General features: G+C 74.8%; 16 protein-coding genes. 8 read left to right on the top strand and 8 right to left on the bottom strand.

Annotated elements, in window-relative coordinates:
- From Q6969_RS06225 to Q6969_RS06210, 4 genes are all read left to right on the top strand, one after another.
- On the top strand, positions 1-706 hold a 706-nt coding region (locus tag Q6969_RS06225), incomplete at its 5' end, for a histidine kinase (protein ID WP_317229661.1).
- A complete protein-coding gene (locus Q6969_RS06220) occupies positions 703-1,425 on the top strand; it encodes a response regulator transcription factor (RefSeq protein WP_317229660.1) in 723 nt (240 codons plus the stop codon). The genes Q6969_RS06225 and Q6969_RS06220, both read left to right, overlap by 4 nt.
- A 128-nt stretch (positions 1,426-1,553) precedes the next feature.
- On the top strand, positions 1,554-1,973 hold the full coding sequence (locus Q6969_RS06215) for an organic hydroperoxide resistance protein (protein ID WP_094115150.1): 420 nt from the start codon (positions 1,554-1,556) through the stop codon (positions 1,971-1,973).
- An 85-nt stretch (positions 1,974-2,058) separates the two neighbouring features.
- Positions 2,059-2,442 (top strand): chorismate mutase, encoded by a 384-nt coding sequence (locus tag Q6969_RS06210; RefSeq protein WP_104290379.1) that lies wholly within the window; start codon positions 2,059-2,061, stop codon positions 2,440-2,442.
- A gap of 76 nt (positions 2,443-2,518) precedes the next feature.
- Here Q6969_RS06210 and Q6969_RS06205 read toward each other — a convergent pair whose 3' ends face one another.
- The 4 genes from Q6969_RS06205 to Q6969_RS06190 all read right to left on the bottom strand — a co-directional run bounded on the left by Q6969_RS06205 (position 2,519) and on the right by Q6969_RS06190 (position 7,151).
- Positions 2,519-3,502, bottom strand: a complete 984-nt coding sequence (locus Q6969_RS06205; RefSeq protein WP_317229659.1) for an alpha-L-glutamate ligase — start codon at positions 3,500-3,502, stop codon at positions 2,519-2,521.
- 107 nt (positions 3,503-3,609) lie between these two features.
- Entirely contained in the window at positions 3,610-4,431 is an 822-nt protein-coding gene (locus Q6969_RS06200) for an endonuclease/exonuclease/phosphatase family protein (protein WP_317229658.1), read from the bottom strand.
- Between the two features lie 68 nt (positions 4,432-4,499).
- Complete coding sequence (locus Q6969_RS06195; protein WP_317229657.1) at positions 4,500-5,027, bottom strand: YdcF family protein; 528 nt, start codon at positions 5,025-5,027, stop codon at positions 4,500-4,502.
- Between the two features lie 222 nt (positions 5,028-5,249).
- Positions 5,250-7,151 (bottom strand): DUF4012 domain-containing protein, encoded by a 1,902-nt coding sequence (locus tag Q6969_RS06190; RefSeq protein WP_317229656.1) that lies wholly within the window; start codon positions 7,149-7,151, stop codon positions 5,250-5,252.
- Here Q6969_RS06190 and Q6969_RS06185 point away from each other — a divergent pair.
- Both Q6969_RS06185 and Q6969_RS06180 read left to right on the top strand, forming a co-directional pair.
- Positions 7,128-7,364 carry a hypothetical protein gene (locus tag Q6969_RS06185; RefSeq protein ID WP_317229655.1) on the top strand — a complete coding sequence of 79 codons (237 nt, stop codon included), beginning with the start codon at positions 7,128-7,130 and terminating at the stop codon, positions 7,362-7,364. The genes Q6969_RS06190 and Q6969_RS06185 overlap by 24 nt on opposite strands.
- Before the next feature lie 125 nt (positions 7,365-7,489).
- On the top strand, positions 7,490-8,530 hold the full coding sequence (locus Q6969_RS06180; protein WP_317229654.1) for an alcohol dehydrogenase catalytic domain-containing protein: 1,041 nt from the start codon (positions 7,490-7,492) through the stop codon (positions 8,528-8,530).
- 24 nt (positions 8,531-8,554) lie between these two features.
- On the opposite strand, the gene Q6969_RS06175 is transcribed toward Q6969_RS06180, so the two are convergent.
- Complete coding sequence (locus Q6969_RS06175) at positions 8,555-8,872, bottom strand: antibiotic biosynthesis monooxygenase (protein WP_317229653.1); 318 nt, start codon at positions 8,870-8,872, stop codon at positions 8,555-8,557.
- Between the two features lie 83 nt (positions 8,873-8,955).
- On the bottom strand, positions 8,956-10,710 hold the full coding sequence (locus Q6969_RS06170; RefSeq protein ID WP_317229652.1) for a pyruvate dehydrogenase: 1,755 nt from the start codon (positions 10,708-10,710) through the stop codon (positions 8,956-8,958).
- Positions 10,711-10,817: 107 nt separating this feature from the next.
- On the opposite strand from Q6969_RS06170, the gene Q6969_RS06165 reads away from it, so the two are divergent.
- The gene (locus Q6969_RS06165) at positions 10,818-11,549 is read left to right on the top strand and encodes a DUF1684 domain-containing protein (protein WP_317229651.1); all 732 of its coding nucleotides are present in this window, start codon (positions 10,818-10,820) and stop codon (positions 11,547-11,549) included.
- Here Q6969_RS06165 and nagA read toward each other — a convergent pair.
- Both nagA and Q6969_RS06155 read right to left on the bottom strand, forming a co-directional pair.
- Complete coding sequence (gene nagA, locus Q6969_RS06160; protein WP_317229650.1) at positions 11,531-12,730, bottom strand: N-acetylglucosamine-6-phosphate deacetylase; 1,200 nt, start codon at positions 12,728-12,730, stop codon at positions 11,531-11,533. The genes Q6969_RS06165 and nagA overlap by 19 nt on opposite strands.
- Before the next feature lie 49 nt (positions 12,731-12,779).
- Complete coding sequence (locus tag Q6969_RS06155; protein ID WP_317229649.1) at positions 12,780-14,921, bottom strand: prolyl oligopeptidase family serine peptidase; 2,142 nt, start codon at positions 14,919-14,921, stop codon at positions 12,780-12,782.
- Between the two features lie 174 nt (positions 14,922-15,095).
- On the opposite strand from Q6969_RS06155, the gene Q6969_RS06150 reads away from it, so the two are divergent.
- On the top strand, positions 15,096-15,743 hold a 648-nt coding region (locus Q6969_RS06150; RefSeq protein ID WP_317229648.1), incomplete at its 3' end, for a TetR family transcriptional regulator.

The following is a 15,743-nucleotide window of genomic DNA, read 5'->3' as shown; positions in this document are numbered from 1 at the left end:
CGTGCTGCGCGACCTCGACGCGGAGCGCCGCCTCGCCCTGGAACGCGCCACCCGTGAGGAGCGCGACGGGCTCGCACGCGACCTGCACGACGACCTCACGAACCGCCTGACCGGCATGGTGCTGCAGCTGCAGGCGACGCGACGCGCCCTCGGGGCGGACGGCGGGGCGCTCGACGCCGACCTCGCCGCCGTGGAGGACGCGGGCGGCGCCGCGCTGGCGAGCATGCGGGCGTGGGTCCGGACCCTGCGCGCGACGGACGTGGAGCGCGACGCGGAGCTGTCGTCCACGCCGACGGAGGGCCTCGCCGAGCTGCTCGCGCGCTGGGAGGCGACGGCCTCCGGAGGGCGGGCGGAGCTCGACGACCGCACGCCGGCCGACGTCCCCGACGACGTGCGCGCCACGGCGATCCGCATCGTGCAGGAGGCCGTGACCAACGCGACGCGCCACGCGCCCGGTGCCCGGTGGATCCGCGTCGCGCTGCGGGCCGAGGGCGCCGACCTCGTCGTGGAGGTGGTGAGCCCGCGCATGGTGCCGGGCGGGGATCCCGTCCCCGGCTCCCCGGGCCTCGGGCTCCTCGGGATGCGCGAGCGCGCCGCGCTGGTCGGCGGTCGGCTGGAGGCGGGGCCCACCGCCGCCGGCACGTGGCGCGTGCGCCTCGAGCTGCCGGTCGAGCCCGTCGCCGGCGACGCCCGGGGCGACGCGTGATCCGCGTGGTCCTGGTCGACGACCAGTCCATCGTCCGCGCCGGCTTCCGGGTGGTGCTCGAGACCGCCGGGGGGATCGAGGTCGTCGGCGAGGCGTCCGGCGGCCGCGAGGCCGTGGAGCTGGTGCGCCGCCTCGCGCCCGACGTCGTCGTGATGGACGTGCGCATGCCCGGGGGCGACGGCATCGAGGCGACCCGCGCGATCACCGGAGCGGACGCCGCCACCGGCGCGGACGCCGCCGCCAGGTCCGGCACCGCAGCCCCGTCCGCGTCCCCGTCCCCGTCCGCCGCCGACCGCGCCCCCGCCGTCCTCGTGGCGACCACGTTCGACCTCGACGAGTACGTGTTCGGCGCCCTCGAGGCGGGCGCCCGCGGCTTCGTGCTGAAGGACGCGGAGCCGGAGGAGTTCATCCAGGCGGTCCGGGCGCTCGCGGAGGGGCGCGCCGCCCTCGACGGCGTGACCACCCGGCGCGTGATGGCGGAGTTCACCCGCCGGCGCGCCGCGTCCACCGTGCACCCCGGCGCCGACGTGCTCACGCCGCGCGAGCAGGACATCGTGCGGCTCCTCGGCGACGGCCTCTCCAACGACGAGATCGGCGGGCGCCTCGTCATCGAGACGAGCACCGTGAAGTCGCACCTGACCCGGATCATGACCAAGCTCGGCACGCGCGACCGCCTCCAGACGGTGGTCTGGGGCTACCGGTCGGGCCTGCTGCCCTGACCCGGGGACCGGCCCGGCGACGGACGCGGCGATGCACCCGCCGCGTCCAGCGGCGATCCACCGTCCCCGCCGCGAACACCCGCCGCGCGCGCCGCGCGCTCCCAGCCGGATCGTGGTGTCATGGGTGCATGGAACCCATCTACACCGCGATCGCGCACGCCTCCGGCGGAGGACGCGACGGACACGTACGCAGCGAGGACGACCGCATCGACTTCGACACCCGTCCCCCGAAGGAGATGGGCGGCTCGGGCGACGGCACGAACCCCGAGCAGCTCTTCGCCGCCGGGTACAGCGCCTGCTTCCTGGGCGCCGTGCACCTCGTCGGCAAGAACGCCGGCGTCGACACGAAGGACGCGGGCGTCTCCGCCAGCGTCTCCATCGGCGACAACGGCGAGGGCGGCTTCGGCCTGGCCGTCGAGCTCGACGTCTACCTCCCGAACGTCGACGCGGAGCGCCGCCAGGAGATCGCGGACGCGGCCCACCAGGTCTGCCCGTACTCCAACGCCACGCGCGGCAACATCGAGGTGAAGGTCACCATCGTCGACTGATCCACCGGCACCACCCGCGAGGCGGGCGCACCCATCGGGTGCGCCCGCCTCCGTCGTCCCAGGGACGGATCGGTAGGGTCGGTCCATGCCTGAGAACACCGGCCCCGCAGGGGCGCCCCTCGACGACGACGCCCGTGCCGCCCTCGACGAGCTGGCGGACATCCGCGGCAGCATCGACAACATCGACGCCGCCCTCGTGCACCTGCTCGCGGAGCGGTTCAAGTTCACGCAGTCGGTCGGCCGGCTGAAGGCCGCGCACGGGCTGCCCGCGGCGGATCCGGAGCGCGAGCGCCGACAGATCCTCCGCCTCCGCGCCCTCGCCGAGGAGTCCCGCCTCGACCCGGCCTTCGCGGAGAAGTTCCTCGGCTTCATCGTGGCCGAGGTCATCCACCACCACACCCGCATCGCCGAGGACCAGGGCGCGGCGACCTCCGCGGTCGCCCCCGAGGACGGCGGGCCCGCGGCCTGACCCGGCCCGCGCCTCGTCCGGCGCGCCCCGCCCGGCGGCTCGGACCCGGCCGGTGCGCGGAGCACCGGCGGGCGGCTCAGGCCCCCGGGTACGTCTCCCGCAGCACGCGCTCGAGCAGCTCGGCGACGGCGCCCGGCCCGGAGCGCTCGGCGACGCGCTCGACGCCCGCGTTGTAGTTCGTGTTCGTGTTCACGTCGTAGGTCACCAGCCGGCCGTCGGCCGTCTCGATGAACTCGATCCCGGCGACCTCCACCCCGAGCCCCGCGAGGAACCGGACGTAGCGCTCGACCAGCGGGTGCTCGGCGGTCACGTCCTCCCGGAGCGAGAAGATCGTGTCGCCCGGCTGCTGCGCGATGGTGGCCCCGGGCGGCATCACGAGGGCGCCGGTGGCGGGATCGATCTCGCATGCGTCCGCCGGGCAGAGCTGGTACCCGCCGCGGGCCGTGTCGGCCTGGATGGCGTAGACGAAGCGCCCGCCCACGATCTCGACCCGCGTCACGCGCGGCGTCGCGGCCTCGAGGAACTCCTGCAGCAGCGTGATCCCGTCCTGCGGCTCCTCGAACTCCGGCCCCTCCACGTAGGCGGCCAGCTCGTCGACGCTCTCGAAGCGGCGCACCCCGAGGCCCTTCCCGCCCTGGTTGTGCTTCGTGATGAACGGGGTCGGCAGGTCGCGCGCCGCCTCCACGATGCGGTGGCTGCCGATCACGGCGCGCGTGCGCGGCACCTCGATGCCGGCGGCGCGGAGCGCGGTGAGCTGGTCGACCTTGCTGACCTCGAGCTCGATCGTGCGGCGCCCGTTCACGGTCCGGCGGCCGTGCGCCTCCAGCCAGCTCATCAGCGCGCGCGTGTAGTCCTTCGAGAGCGCGTGGTCGCGCGTGTGCGCCGACGCGCTGATCCTCGACCAGAACACGCCCTCGGGTGGGGCGTCGTCGAGCGGCAGCACCCCGTCGGTCAGCAGCCACTCCTCGTAGGGCACGCCCCGGGCGTCGAGGGCGGCGGCGAACGGCCCGAACCACTCGGGGTTCTCGTGGATGGCGTAGACCTTCGGTGCGGTGCTCATCCCTCCAGGCTACGAGCCCCGGACGTGCGGCGCCTGCGCGCGACGGCGGGCGGCGACGGCGGGCGGCGGCGCCGCGGCCGACCCCGACGCGCGCTGCCGGGTCGGCGTCAGTGCAGGCGCACCAGCGCCTGCACGGGCAGGTGGTCGCTCATCCACCGGCCGCGCCAGGCGAAGTCGTTGACGGCGGCGGCGCGGACGTCGACGCGGTCGCTCACGAGGATCCAGTCGATGCGCGGGGCGCCCACGACCGGCGGCCGGTACTCGGGCTGCGTGCCGAACGCGGGGGTCGCCTGCCGCGGGGTGTCGAGCCACGAGTCGCGGAGGCTGCCGCGGCGCGTGAGCGCGTCGTAGGGCGTGGAGTCGACGTCCGCGTTGAAGTCACCGAGGAGCGCGAGCGGCAGGCCGGCGAACCGGGTGCGGACGAGCTCGGCGATGGCCTCGGCGGCGCGGTCGCGCGCCTCGGCGGAGTCGTGGTCGAGGTGCGTGACCATCACCACGAGCGGAAGGCCGGTGGCCTCGTCCTGGAAGCGGGCCCAGGTGAGGATCCGCGGCAGCGGGTTGCCCCACGTCATGCTGCCGATCACGTCCGGGGTGTCGGACAGCCACATCACGTCGTGCTCGAGGAGCGTCAGGCGCGACGCCTGGTAGAAGATCGCCCCGTGCTCGCCGTGGCTGCCGCCGTCGCGGCCCTGCCCGATCATCCGGTACGACGGCGGGAGCGCCTTCTCGATCGCCTGAACCTGGGGCCAGAGGGCCTCCTGGACGCCGAGCACCGTGGGGCGCTCCTGCTGCAGGTACCGGGTCAGCACCTCCTGGCGCTCGGGCCAGTGGTCCGCCTCGCCCGGGCGCGTCCCGTTCCAGGGCATGCGCACGTTGAGGGAGATCAGGTGGAGGTCGTCGCCGGTCGTCGGGCCGATCGCGGTGGTCATGGGATCCATTCAACCGCGCCCGGCTGACCGCCGGGCCGCGGAGCGGGGATCGGACGCGCCGCGGTGCGTCAGCAGCCGGGGGTGACGAGCGCCTTGACGAACGCGCCGGTCTGGTACGTGTACTGCGAGACCCACTGGCGGAGGTCGAAGTCCACCGGGTCCTCGACGACCATGAGGTCGCCTTCGAAGCAGCGGTCGAAGATCAGCTGCGTGCGGGTGACGTGCGGCGTCCAGGTGATGACGATGGCGCTCGTCCACCCGTTCTCCTCGGACTTCTCCTTGAGGTAGCGCGCCTCGCCCTGCGTGGTGAACGGGGACGGGGTGTCGCACGTGACCGGGTAGGGGAACTCGCCGTTGCAGGCGGCCAGCTCGCCGGCCGACTGCGGGCCCGTGGTGGGCACCGAGAAGACGACCGTGTCGGAGAAGCCCTCGTCCACGAGCTTCGCCGCGAGGTCGCGGCGCGTGGGGTTGGGCGGGCCGATGACGTAGATCACGTCGGCCTTCTCCGGCTGGCTCGCGGGCGGGAAGACGAAGAGCGGGATGCCCGCGAGGAGCCACGAGAGCAGCAGGACGAGGAGCGCGAGGAGGGTGCGCACGATCCAGCGGCGGACGCGGTGCGCCCGACGGGGCGGTGTGGGGGCGGTGCTGGGTGTCAACGTGTGCTCTCGGCCTGGTGTCATCCGCGGGGGCGGCGGGCGGGCGTGCGGGGGCGGTGCGTCCCCCGACGGCTCGTCGAGCCTACGGGGAGCGCGGACGGGGACGAAGCCCCCATCCGGGGCGCTGGTGCGGGCTCCGTCGCCCGCGGGTCGTGCGGCGGATCAGCCGCCCGTGGAGCAGGGCACCTGCGTGATGTCCGACTCCAGGGGCCGCACGAGCGGCGTGTGCCGCACCTCGAGCGGTCCGGCGTCGTCGGACGCGGGCATGGTGAAGGTGACCTCGACGGTCTTGGTGTCCTGCGGCGCGAGCTCGGTGCGGATGCGGATCATGCCGCGCCCCATGTCGGTGCCGCGGGCCTCCTCGGTGGTGAGGTCGGCCTCGGTGGACCAGCCCGTGACGGTGGAGCCGACCGGCCCGTAGACCAGCAGGTCGTCGAACTGGCGGCCCTTGGCCTGGCCGTCGAGGCCCGTGACGTAGCGCGGCAGGCTCGTGGCGGCGTCCAGCGGCGCGATGCTCGTCATGTCGACGGACACCGTGTACGTCGTGGTGTCGCCGCACGTCTCCGCCTGGATGCGGGATCCGGAGCGCAGGTAGTAGCTCATCTTGGATCCGGTGCCGATGTCGTTGAAGTACAGGCCGATGGCCGTCTGCTCGGCGTTGTCGTCCGGCAGCGCGCCGCTGAGCGGCCCGCCCTCGATGAGGGCCTGCTCCTCCGGCACCGTGCTCCACATGAGCAGGCGCCGCTCGTCGATGGCCCGGTCGAGCGCCGTGACGAGGGGCACCACGGGCGGGGTGTCGGTGACGAGCTTCGCGAAGATCGTGCTGGCCGCGCTCGCGAAGTAGCGGTCCTGCTCGAGGTAGTCGGGGTACTGGCTGTAGACGGCGCCGAGGAGGGTGGGCACCGCGTTCTCGGCGTTCAGCTCGTCGCCCGTGGCGAGCGTGATCGGGCCGGTCGCCTCCAGGAGGTAGCTGAGCGCGATGGGGTCGAACGACAGCACGCCGTCGACCCGGTCGCCGATGTAGCGCTCCCAGTACGACTTGGCGAGGGCGCCCGAGGTGGGGAAGTCCGGGAACATGGTGATGTTCTGCTCGAACCGGTCGGAGCGCGGCTCCACGAGGCGGACGGTCTCGTCGGGCACGTCGCCCTGGCGGACGTTCCGCGGGAAGTCGTTGCTCGACGCCTGGTCCGCGATCCGCACGCTGCCGTCCTCGACGGTCAGCAGCACCAGCGCCGCGGGGTTGCCGCCGGTGGAGCGCACCTCGGCGTTGTTCTGGAACATGAGCAGGTAGTTGCGGGAGCCGTCGGCGCCGAGGAGCGCGGGCAGCATGCCGGTCACCTCGCGGAAGGTGCTCGCGGTCTCCTCGGTGCTCGTGAGGGTGTCGTCCATGAGGTCGACGTCGTTCGCGACCTGCGCCCACAGCGCGTCGCGGTCGATGGTCTCGAGCTCGGCGCGGGCGCCGGCGAGCCCGTCGGACGCGGTGTCGACGGTCTGGCCGAGGGAGCGGATCCCGTCGAGGTCGATGCGCCCGAGCACGGGGGTGAACGCGGAGAGCGACACCTCGGTGGCGGGGGTGACGACGTCGGTGGCGAGCCGGTCGGTGGTGCCGGCGAGCACGCGGGCGGCGTGGATGTTCGGGCCCGCGAAGGGCACCCACTCGTACGCGGCGAGCACGCCGTCGTCGGCGGCCTCGGCGGCCTTCGCCGTGTGGTCGCGGAGCTCGGCGGCGCCCGCCTTCGCGGCGTCGACGTCGCCCGCGAGGAGCGCGGCCTGCACCTGGTCGGAGAGCGGCAGCGCCTCGCGCAGCTCGCCCTGCACGGTGTCGACGCGCGGGAGGATCAGCGCGGCCGAGACGGCGGTGCCGATGACGGCGAGGCCGAGGACGCCCACGGGGATCCAGAGGCGCTTGCGCTTCCAGAGCGGGCGCCGGGCGCGGGATCGGTCGCGGTCGTCGCGGCGGCCGACGCCTGGCGCGGCTGCCTGGCTGGGGCCTCCGCCGACGAGCTCCGTGACCGGGGACGCCCGCTGCCCGAGGATCCGATGACCCTGCTCGAGCCCGAGCACGCCGACGCACCCTCCGAGGACGTCGTGCTCGCCCGCGCCGACGTCTCCTGCCAGGCGTCGACGGGCTACCGCGCCGCCCTGTACGACGCGCAGTGGCGTGAGGAGTCGCTCGTGACCGAGGCCGACGCGGCCCTGTTCTCCTCGGGGCGCGCCCGGCAGGTGGTCGCGACGACCGCCGCGGTGCGCGAGGTACTGCTCGGCGACCGCGGCTGAGGACCGGGGCCTCCGCCTCCCAGGAGCAGGTCGCCGCGCGCGAAGGGGCGGCCCGCGCCGTCGGATACCGTGGACGGGCCCGTCCGCCCGATCCCGTCGGGCCCCGCCTGCCCCGAGGAGCCCCCATGCGCGCCGTCGTCTACGAGCGGTTCGGCGAGACGCCCGTCGTCCGCGAGCTGCCGGATCCCGTCCCCTCGCAGCGCGGCGTCGTCGTGCGCGTCGAGGCCTCGGGCGTGTGCCGCAGCGACGCGCACGGCTGGCTCGGGCACGACGACGGCATCGCCCTGCCGCAGGTGCCGGGGCACGAGCTGGTGGGCCGGATCCACGCCACGGGCCCCGAGGTCACCCGCTTCCGCGTCGGCGACCGCGTCACCGTGCCCTTCGTGTGCGCGTGCGGGCGCTGCCCCGAGTGCCGGGCCGGGAACGGCCAGGTGTGCCGCGACCAGACGCAGCCGGGCTTCACGCACTGGGGCTCGTTCGCGGAGCTGGTGGCGCTGCACGACGCGGACGTCAACCTCATCCCCGTCCCCGACGACCTCGACGCGGGCGCCGCGGCGCTCCTCGGCTGCCGGTTCGCTACGGCGTTCCGGGGGCTCGTGCACCGCGCGCGCATCCGACGCGGCGAGCGCCTGGTCGTCGTCGGCTGCGGCGGCGTGGGCCTCAGCGCCGTGATGATCGGCGTGGCCGTGGGCGCCGAGGTGATCGCGGTCGACATCGACCCCGCAGCCCTCGCGCGCGCCCGGGAGCTCGGAGCCGCGCACGCGGTCGACTCGTCGGGCCTCGCCGAGCGGGAGGTGCTCGACGCGATCCGCGCGGTCGCCCCCGACGGCGTGCAGGTGTCGGTCGAGGCGCTCGGCCGGGAGTCGACGCTCCGCATCAGCCTGCTCGCGCTCGCGCCGACCGGCCGACAGGTGCAGATCGGGCTGTTCGCGAGCGAGCCGACGGTGCCCGTCCCGGTCATCATCAGCCAGGAGCTGAGCCTGCACGGCAGCCACGGCATGCCCGCGCACGACTACGCCGAGCTGATGGCGATGGTCGCCTCGGGCGCGCTCCGCCCGGAGCTGCTCATCGAGCACCGCATCCGGCTCGAGGACGCCCCGGCCGCGCTCGAGGCGCTGGCCGCGGGCGACCGGTCGGCGGGGATCACGCTGGTCGAGCTCGGCTGACCGCCCGCCGGGACCGGCGACGCGCTAGAGCGCGCCCTGGATCTCGTCCCCCGCCGGGATGGGGACGAGCCGCGTGACCACGGGCGGCGACTGCAGGAGGCCGGCGAGCGACGCGTTCATGCGCGCGACGACCTCCCCCGCGCCGTGGGCGTCGAGCTCCTCGCCGGAAGACCACTTCTCGAGCATGACGATGGTGCCGTCGGGCGCGTCGTGGATGGCGTAGAGCTCGCAGCCCGCCTCCCCGTGCACCTCGGCGATGCCGCGGGACAGGGCGGCGACGGTGTCATCGCGCCGCCCCTCGACGGGCGTGAAGACGGCGGTGACGACGACGGGGTCGGACATGGTGCTCCTCTGTTCGGTGGGGTTCGGTGCGATCGGGGCGGGTGGTGCGGTCGGTGCGGGAGGGGACGCGGCGGCGCCCCCGCTCACGGCCGCGGGATGTTCCGCAGGTTGGATCGGGCGAGCTTCACGGCCTCGCCGACGCCGCCGTTCATGACGATCTTCGACATGGACAGCGCGAAGCCCTTCAGCTGCTGGCCGGTGATGGTCGGCGGGATGGAGAGCGCCATCGGATCGGTGACGAGGTCGACGAGGGCGGGGCCGTCGTGGGCGAACGCGGCTTCCAGCGCCCCGCGGATGTCCGCCGGGTCCTCGACCCGCTGGGCGTGGATCCCGAGGGCTGCGGCGACGGCCGCGTAGTCGACCATCGGCACGTCCACGCCGAAGTCGGGGATCCCGTCGACGAGCATCTCGACCTTCACGAGCCCGAGCGTCGAGTTGTTGAACACGACGATCTTCACGGGGAGCCCGTAGGCCGCGACCGTCACGAGCTCGCCCATGAGCATCGAGAGCCCGCCGTCGCCCGAGACGGACACGACCTGGCGCTCCGGGTACGCCACCTGGGCGCCGATGGCCTGCGGGAGCGCGTTCGCCATCGACCCGTGCACGAGCGAGCCGATCATCCGCCGTCGCCCGTTGGGCGTGAGGTAGCGCGCGGTCCAGACGTTGCACATGCCGGTGTCGCTCGTGAACACGGTGTCGTCGCCCGCGACCTCGTCCAGGATGCTGGCCGCGTACTCCGGGTGGATGGGCTTCAGCTTCTCGGCCTTCGACGTGTACGCGCCCACGACCTGCTCGACCTTCTTGTCCTGCTCCTCCAGCAGCTTGTCGAGGACCCGCCGGTCGGTCTTCCGCCGCACGAGCGGCAGCACCGCGCGGATGGTGGAGAGCGCATCGCCGTGGATCGCGATGTCCACGTCGGTGCGGCGGCCGAGGCGCTCCGGCGCGATGTCGATCTGCGCGGTGCGCACCTCCTTGCCGGGCAGGAACTGGTCGTAAGGGAAGTCGGTGCCGATGAGGATCAGCAGGTCGGCGCCCGAGATGCCCGCGGCCGCGGCGCCGTAGCCGATGAGGCCCGTCATCCCGACGTCGAAGGGGTTGTCCTGCTGGATGACGTCCTTGCCGCGCAGCGAGTGGCCGACGGGGGCGGCGATCCTGTCGGCCAGCTCCATGAGCTCGGCGTGCGCGGATCCCGCTCCGCGTCCGGCGAAGATGGCGACGCTGTCCGCCTCGTCGATGGCCTGCGCGAGCGCGCGCACGTCCTCCTCGGCGGGCACGATCGCGGGGCGCCGCGGCAGCGAGAACGCGGGCGCCTCGCCCTCGGCGTCGAGCTCGGCGACGTCGCCGGGCAGCGTGATGACGCTGACGCCGCCGAGCGCGAGCGAGTGCCGCATGGCCTGGTCGACGACGCGGGGCGCCTGCACGGCCGTCGAGATCATCTCCGTGTAGTGCGAGCACTCGACGAAGAGGCGGTCCGGGTGCGTCTCCTGGAAGTAGCCGGAGCCGATCTGGTTCGTGGTGATGTGGCTCGCGATGGCGAGCACGGGCGCGCCCGAGCGGTGCGCGTCGTAGAGGCCGTTGATGAGGTGGAGGTGATTGGGACCGCAGGATCCGGCGCACACGGCGAGCCGGCCCGTGAGCTGCGCCTCGGCGGAGGCCGCGAACGCGCCCGCCTCCTCGTGCCGCACGTGGATCCAGTCGATCCCGCCCTTGCGGCTCCCGCCCGTGCGGCGCACCGCGTCGACGATCGGGTTGAGGCTGTCGCCGACGACCCCGTAGATGCGGCTCACCCCCGCCTCGATGAGCTGGGCGATGAGCTGGTCGGCGACCGTGCGTGCCATGGGAGCGTCCTTCCGTCGGGTGTCCAGTCAATACCCGACGCCTCCGAGCGGCATCCGCGAGGCGCGCGCTCCGGGAATGCGCCCGCACCAGGCGCGTTGACCCTCACGTGACCGACACGACGACCGATGCCGCCCGCCCCGACGCCGCCGACCCCGATGCCCTCGCCCGCTACGAGGCCTGGCACCGCGCCCGCCTCGCGGCCGTGACGAGCCCGTTCGGCAGCCTCGCGCTGATCCAGACGACGTGGCTCGCTCCCAGCGAGGAGGTCAGCGACCTCGAGGCGCTCGAGGGCCAGCCCGACACCGTGCAGCTCACCCGCATCGAGCGCGTCTCGCTCGACACCGGCGAGCCCGAGCACGGCTACCGGCTCTGGGACTCGGCGTCCCCGAGGAACCGCGCCTTCGAGGACATCGAGGTCTACCCCTACGCCCCCGAGTGGATCCTCCAGGGCCGGTTCGAGCGCGTCGACGAGGACCGCGTCATCCCGTTCGAGCACATCGCCGACCAGGGCCGCACCCGCGGGCTGCCCGTGCCCGGCGACATCGTCGTGGAGATCGAGGGCCAGGAGGTGCGCCTCAGCGCGTTCGCCGACGGCGACCGGCTCCAGCTCGTCTTCGCCGACGCGACCACCGGCCGCGAGAGCTACGCGCCCAGCCGCTTCCTCTTCCTCCCGCGCCCGGACGGCGACGGACCCGTCACGCTCGACTTCACGCGCGCCGTCGTCCCGCCCTGCGGCTTCTCCGACTGGATGAACTGCCCGCTCCCGCCCGCCGGCAACCGTCTCGCGGCCGCCGTGCGCGCCGGCGAGCGCCGCGTGGTCTACCGCGACGAGGCCTGAGGCACGCCCGCGGCGGAAGCCGGCCCGGGCACCTCGACGCCCGCGGCCCAGACGCGGGCGACCTCGAGGTCGGGCGTGAGCGCCACGACGTCGGCCGCGGATCCCGCGCGCAGCAGGCCGAAGCGGTCCTGGAGGCCCAGCGCCCGGGCCGGGACGACCGTGAGCGCCGCGACCGCATCCGGCAGCGCGAGGCCCACGTCGCCCACCGCGATCCGCAGCGCCCGGTCCTGCGTGAGCGTCGAGCCCGCGATCGTATCGGTGCCCGACACCCGCGCGACGCCCGCGCGCACGTCCACGTCGAGCGAGCCGAGGCGGTAGCGGCCGTCCGCGGATCCCGTCGCCGCCATCGCGTCGGTGACGAGCGCGACGCGGCCGGGCGCCGCGCGGAACAGCAGTCCCGCGACCGCCGGATCGACGTGGACGCCGTCGAGGATCAGCTCGAGCGTCACCCGTTCGTCGGCGACGGCCGCCATGATCGGGCCCGGCTTGCGGTGGTGGATGCCGGGCATCGCGTTGAACGCGTGCGTCAGCACGGTCGCCCCCGCGTCGAACGCCGCCCGCGCCAGGTCGCCCGAGCACGTGGTGTGCCCGACGGCCGCGACCACGCCCCCGTCGACCAGGCGGCGGATGGCGTCGAGCGCGCCGTCGAGCTCCGGGGCGATCGTGACCTGCCGCAGCACGCCCTCCCCCGCCGCGAGGAGGGCCTCGATGCGCGCGGGCGTCGGATCCACCAGGTGCTCGTGCGCGTGGGCCCCCGCCGCGTGCGGCGACAGGAACGGGCCCTCGAGGTGCGCGCCGAGCACGAGCGGATCCTCGGCCATCGCCTCCCGGATCGCGCCGAGCGACCGCACGAGGTCGGGCACCGGGTTCGCGACGAGGCTGAGCACGGAGCGCGTGGTGCCGTGCCGCCGGTGCAGGGCGACGGCCGCGCGGATCCCGTCGGCCCCGTCGTCGTGGGACCCGCCAGCGCCGCCGTGCACGTGCAGGTCGACGAGGCCCGGCACGAGCGTGACGCCGCCGAGGTCGACCGTGCGCTCCGCCGGCGGCGCCTCGCGTCCGCTCCCGACCGCGGCGATCGCGTCGCCGTCGAGCAGCACCCACGCGTCGGCGGTCGTCCCGCGGGCGTCGACGGCCCGAGCGGCGCGGAGGAGCGTGGGACCGGGGGCGGGGCGCGCGGGCATCCGGTCATCATCCCGCATGCCCGCGCCGCCCGGCCCGTGAACCGCGGTGCTAGCCGAGCACCTCGGGCCGCACGAAGTCCTTCCCGTGCACGTGCTGGTCGAGGAACGCGAGCACCGTCCGGTACCAGACCACCGACTGCTGGGGCTTCAGGATCCAGTGGTTCTCGTCCGGGAAGACCAGGAACCGGTGCGGCGTGGTCCCGTCGTCGGCCGCGTGGTGCTCGGCGAGCTCCGACCAGAGGCGCAGGCTCTCGCCCACGGGCACGCGGTAGTCGCGGTCGCCGTGGATCACGAGCATGGGGGTCACGATGTCCCGCACCGAGTGGTGCGGCGAGTTCCGGTCGAGCCCCTCGGCGGAGAAGATGCTCTGCCAGTACTGCGACGAGTCGGTGGTGGGGCCGAACTGGTCGAGCGCCCAGAGGCTCGCGTGGCTGACGATCGCGCGGAAGCGGTCGGTGTGCCCCGCGACCCAGTTCGCCATGTAGCCGCCGAACGAGCCGCCCATCGCGGCCGTCCGGGTCGCGTCGATGTCATCGCGCGCCTCCACGGCGTCGGTGATCGACATGAGGTCCGTGTACGGCGCCTCGCCCCACGCGTCCCAGCCGCGGGCGATGAAGTCGAGGCCGTAGCCGGTGCTGAGCGCGGGGTCCGGCAGCAGCACCGCGTAGCCGCGCGCCACCATCACCTGCGGGGTCCAGCGCCAGCTCCACGCGTTCCAGCTGTTGAGCGGGCCGCCGTGGATCCACAGCAGCAGCGGCGCGGGCGCCTCGGCCGACGCGCCCTCCGGCAGCACGAGCCAGCCGCGCACGCGGGCGCCATCGGCTGCGGTCGTCGCGACCTCGGTCATGGTGCCGGTCGTGGCGGGCACGGGCGCGGGCGTCGCCAGCTCGGTCACGGACCCGTCGGCGGCGGACACGCGCACGGGGTGGGCCGGCGCCATCCACGAGGACCGCAGCGCGAGCACGTCGCCCGTCTCGGCGTCGACGCGCACGTCGGTGTACGCGTGGTCGTCGGTCGTGAGCTGCGTGACGTCGCCGTCGAGGCCGATGCGGAAGACGGGGCCGCGGCCGTCCTGGTCGGCGGTCACGACGAGCCCCTGGGAGTCGGCGTCGAACTGCAGCGACGACGGCCAGCGGTCCCAGTCGGCGGCCACGCGCCGGGCGTCGGACCCGTCGAGCGCGGATACCCAGATCTCCTGCTGCGTGGGCCCGGCGGGGGTCGCGCGGTCGGCGCGGACGTAGGCGAGGAGCCCTCCGTCGGGGCTGATGGCGGGCGACTCGACGTCGGTGCCGGGCAGGTCGACGAGCGTCGTCCGCTCCCCCGTCGCGACGTCGAGGGAGACGAGCGCCTGGCGGTCGCCGCGGCGCTCCTTCACGCCGACGGCGACGACGAGCGTGCGGCCGTCGGGGCTGAGGGCCGCGGACGCGTGGTCGAGGGTCCGGCCGGGCTGCGGCGTCAGGTCCCGCGGGCGCGGCAGCGACGTCGGGTACGGCAGGGCAGTGGCGACGGGGGCGGCGGCCGCCGATCCGCCGTCCTCGGTCGCGGCCTCGGCGGCGAGCGCGGTGGCGGCGTCGGCCGTGGTGGGCCGTGCGGGCTCCTCCACGAGCGCGTCCGTCAGGTCGAGCGCGAGCAGGTGCGGCTCGTCGGGACCGAGGTCGTGGTCCCAGTAGCGCACGGGGTAGCTGTCGTGCAGGATCGCGTTCACCTTGAGGTCCGACCGGCGCTTCCGGGCCACGGCGTCGGCCTCCAGCGAGTCGGATCCGGGCAGCATCGGCGCGTGCAGGACCACGGTGGCCGCGTCGCGCGCCACGGCCGCGATGCCGTCGACGCCGCCGGCGAGCCGCGTCAGCGCGCGGGCCTCGCCGCCGTCGGCCGGGAGGATCCACAGCTGCGCGGCGTCCTCCTCGGCGGCGTCGTCCGCGTCCGGCCGCGAGGAGACGAACAGCAGGTCGCCGGTGGACGTGAAGGCCGCGCCCGCCTCGCTCTTCGCGGAGCGCGTGAGGCGCCGGGGCACGCCGCCGCCGGCCGCGGGCACGACCCAGAGGGCGTTCCGGTAGCCGGTGCGGGCGGCGTCGAGGGTCGTGACGGTGAGCACCGCGCGGCGTCCGTCAGGAGAGAGCACGAGGCCGCCGAGGCGCGGGATGGCGATGAGGTCGTCGAGCTCGGAGAAGGGGGTGCGGTTGTCGGGCATGCTCCCACGCTAGCCGCGGCGGCTCCGTGCCGGCCGACGCCCCGGACGACGCCCCCGTCGCCGGCACCGGCGGTCGCGACGACCGGCGCGACCGGCCCGTCCGCTCCTCCGCGTCCCCGGGCACGCGTCGCTTTGGGCCCTAATGACTGGCGCCGTCCCGGTATGATCGTCGGCATGGAACGGCGAGCCGGTCGGGTCGGGCGGCCCGCGCGCGTCTCGCGGCGGTCGATCGCGGAGGGCGCCCTCGAGGTCGGCCTCAGCACGCTCACGCTGACCTCGCTCGCGAACCGCCTGGGCGTCGACCACTCGACGCTGTACCGGCACGTGGCGAGCCGCGACGACATCGTGCTCCTCGCCTGCGACACCGCGATCGCGCGGATGGACTGGCCGGTCGTGCCCGACGCCCCCGCCGGGACGCTCGAGGCGGCGGGCGACACGGCCTGGCGCACCTACCTGGAGCAGGCCGTCGAGCGCATCTGGGACATGTACGACCGGCACCCGGGGCTCGCGACCGCGATCCACCACCTGCGCGCCGCGCCGGACCAGGTCGTCCTCCGCTTCACGGGCGCCATCCGCGACCTCACCCGCCTGGGCTTCGCGGAGGCCGAGGCCGTGCTGGTGCTCGACACCGTCCTCGACATCGCCGTCGAGTCCTACGTGGGGTGGGAGCGCGTCCTCGCCGCGACCGGCGCCGCGGGCGACCGCCCCGACTCGTCCGCCCCCCTCGACGACGCCACGCTGCCCGCCGCCATGGGCCGCGGGCTCCTCACGCTGGCCGCGGAGGGCATGGCCGCGGAGGGCAGGGCGGCGGAGGGCGGGGCC

Source organism: Clavibacter sp. MX14-G9D, assembly GCF_032917815.1.
Taxonomy (GTDB): Bacteria; Actinomycetota; Actinomycetes; order Actinomycetales; family Microbacteriaceae; genus Clavibacter; species Clavibacter michiganensis_K.
The sequence above is the reverse complement of the archived record's forward strand: the minus strand, read 5'-3'. Positions and strand labels throughout refer to the sequence as shown.

Excerpts from the sequence above, each read along its gene's own strand:
- Q6969_RS06215 (WP_094115150.1), top strand. The coding sequence starts at position 1,554 with ATGGAACCCATCTACACCGCGATCGCGCACGCCTCCGGCGGAGGACGC.
- Q6969_RS06210 (WP_104290379.1), top strand. The coding sequence starts at position 2,059 with ATGCCTGAGAACACCGGCCCCGCAGGGGCGCCCCTCGACGACGACGCC.
- Q6969_RS06205 (WP_317229659.1), bottom strand. The coding sequence starts at position 3,502 with ATGAGCACCGCACCGAAGGTCTACGCCATCCACGAGAACCCCGAGTGG.
- Q6969_RS06200 (WP_317229658.1), bottom strand. The coding sequence starts at position 4,431 with ATGACCACCGCGATCGGCCCGACGACCGGCGACGACCTCCACCTGATC.
- Q6969_RS06185 (WP_317229655.1), top strand. The coding sequence starts at position 7,128 with ATGACCCTGCTCGAGCCCGAGCACGCCGACGCACCCTCCGAGGACGTC.
- Q6969_RS06180 (WP_317229654.1), top strand. The coding sequence starts at position 7,490 with ATGCGCGCCGTCGTCTACGAGCGGTTCGGCGAGACGCCCGTCGTCCGC.
- Q6969_RS06175 (WP_317229653.1), bottom strand. The coding sequence starts at position 8,872 with ATGTCCGACCCCGTCGTCGTCACCGCCGTCTTCACGCCCGTCGAGGGG.
- Q6969_RS06170 (WP_317229652.1), bottom strand. The coding sequence starts at position 10,710 with ATGGCACGCACGGTCGCCGACCAGCTCATCGCCCAGCTCATCGAGGCG.
- nagA (WP_317229650.1), bottom strand. The coding sequence starts at position 12,730 with ATGCCCGCGCGCCCCGCCCCCGGTCCCACGCTCCTCCGCGCCGCTCGG.
- Q6969_RS06155 (WP_317229649.1), bottom strand. The coding sequence starts at position 14,921 with ATGCCCGACAACCGCACCCCCTTCTCCGAGCTCGACGACCTCATCGCC.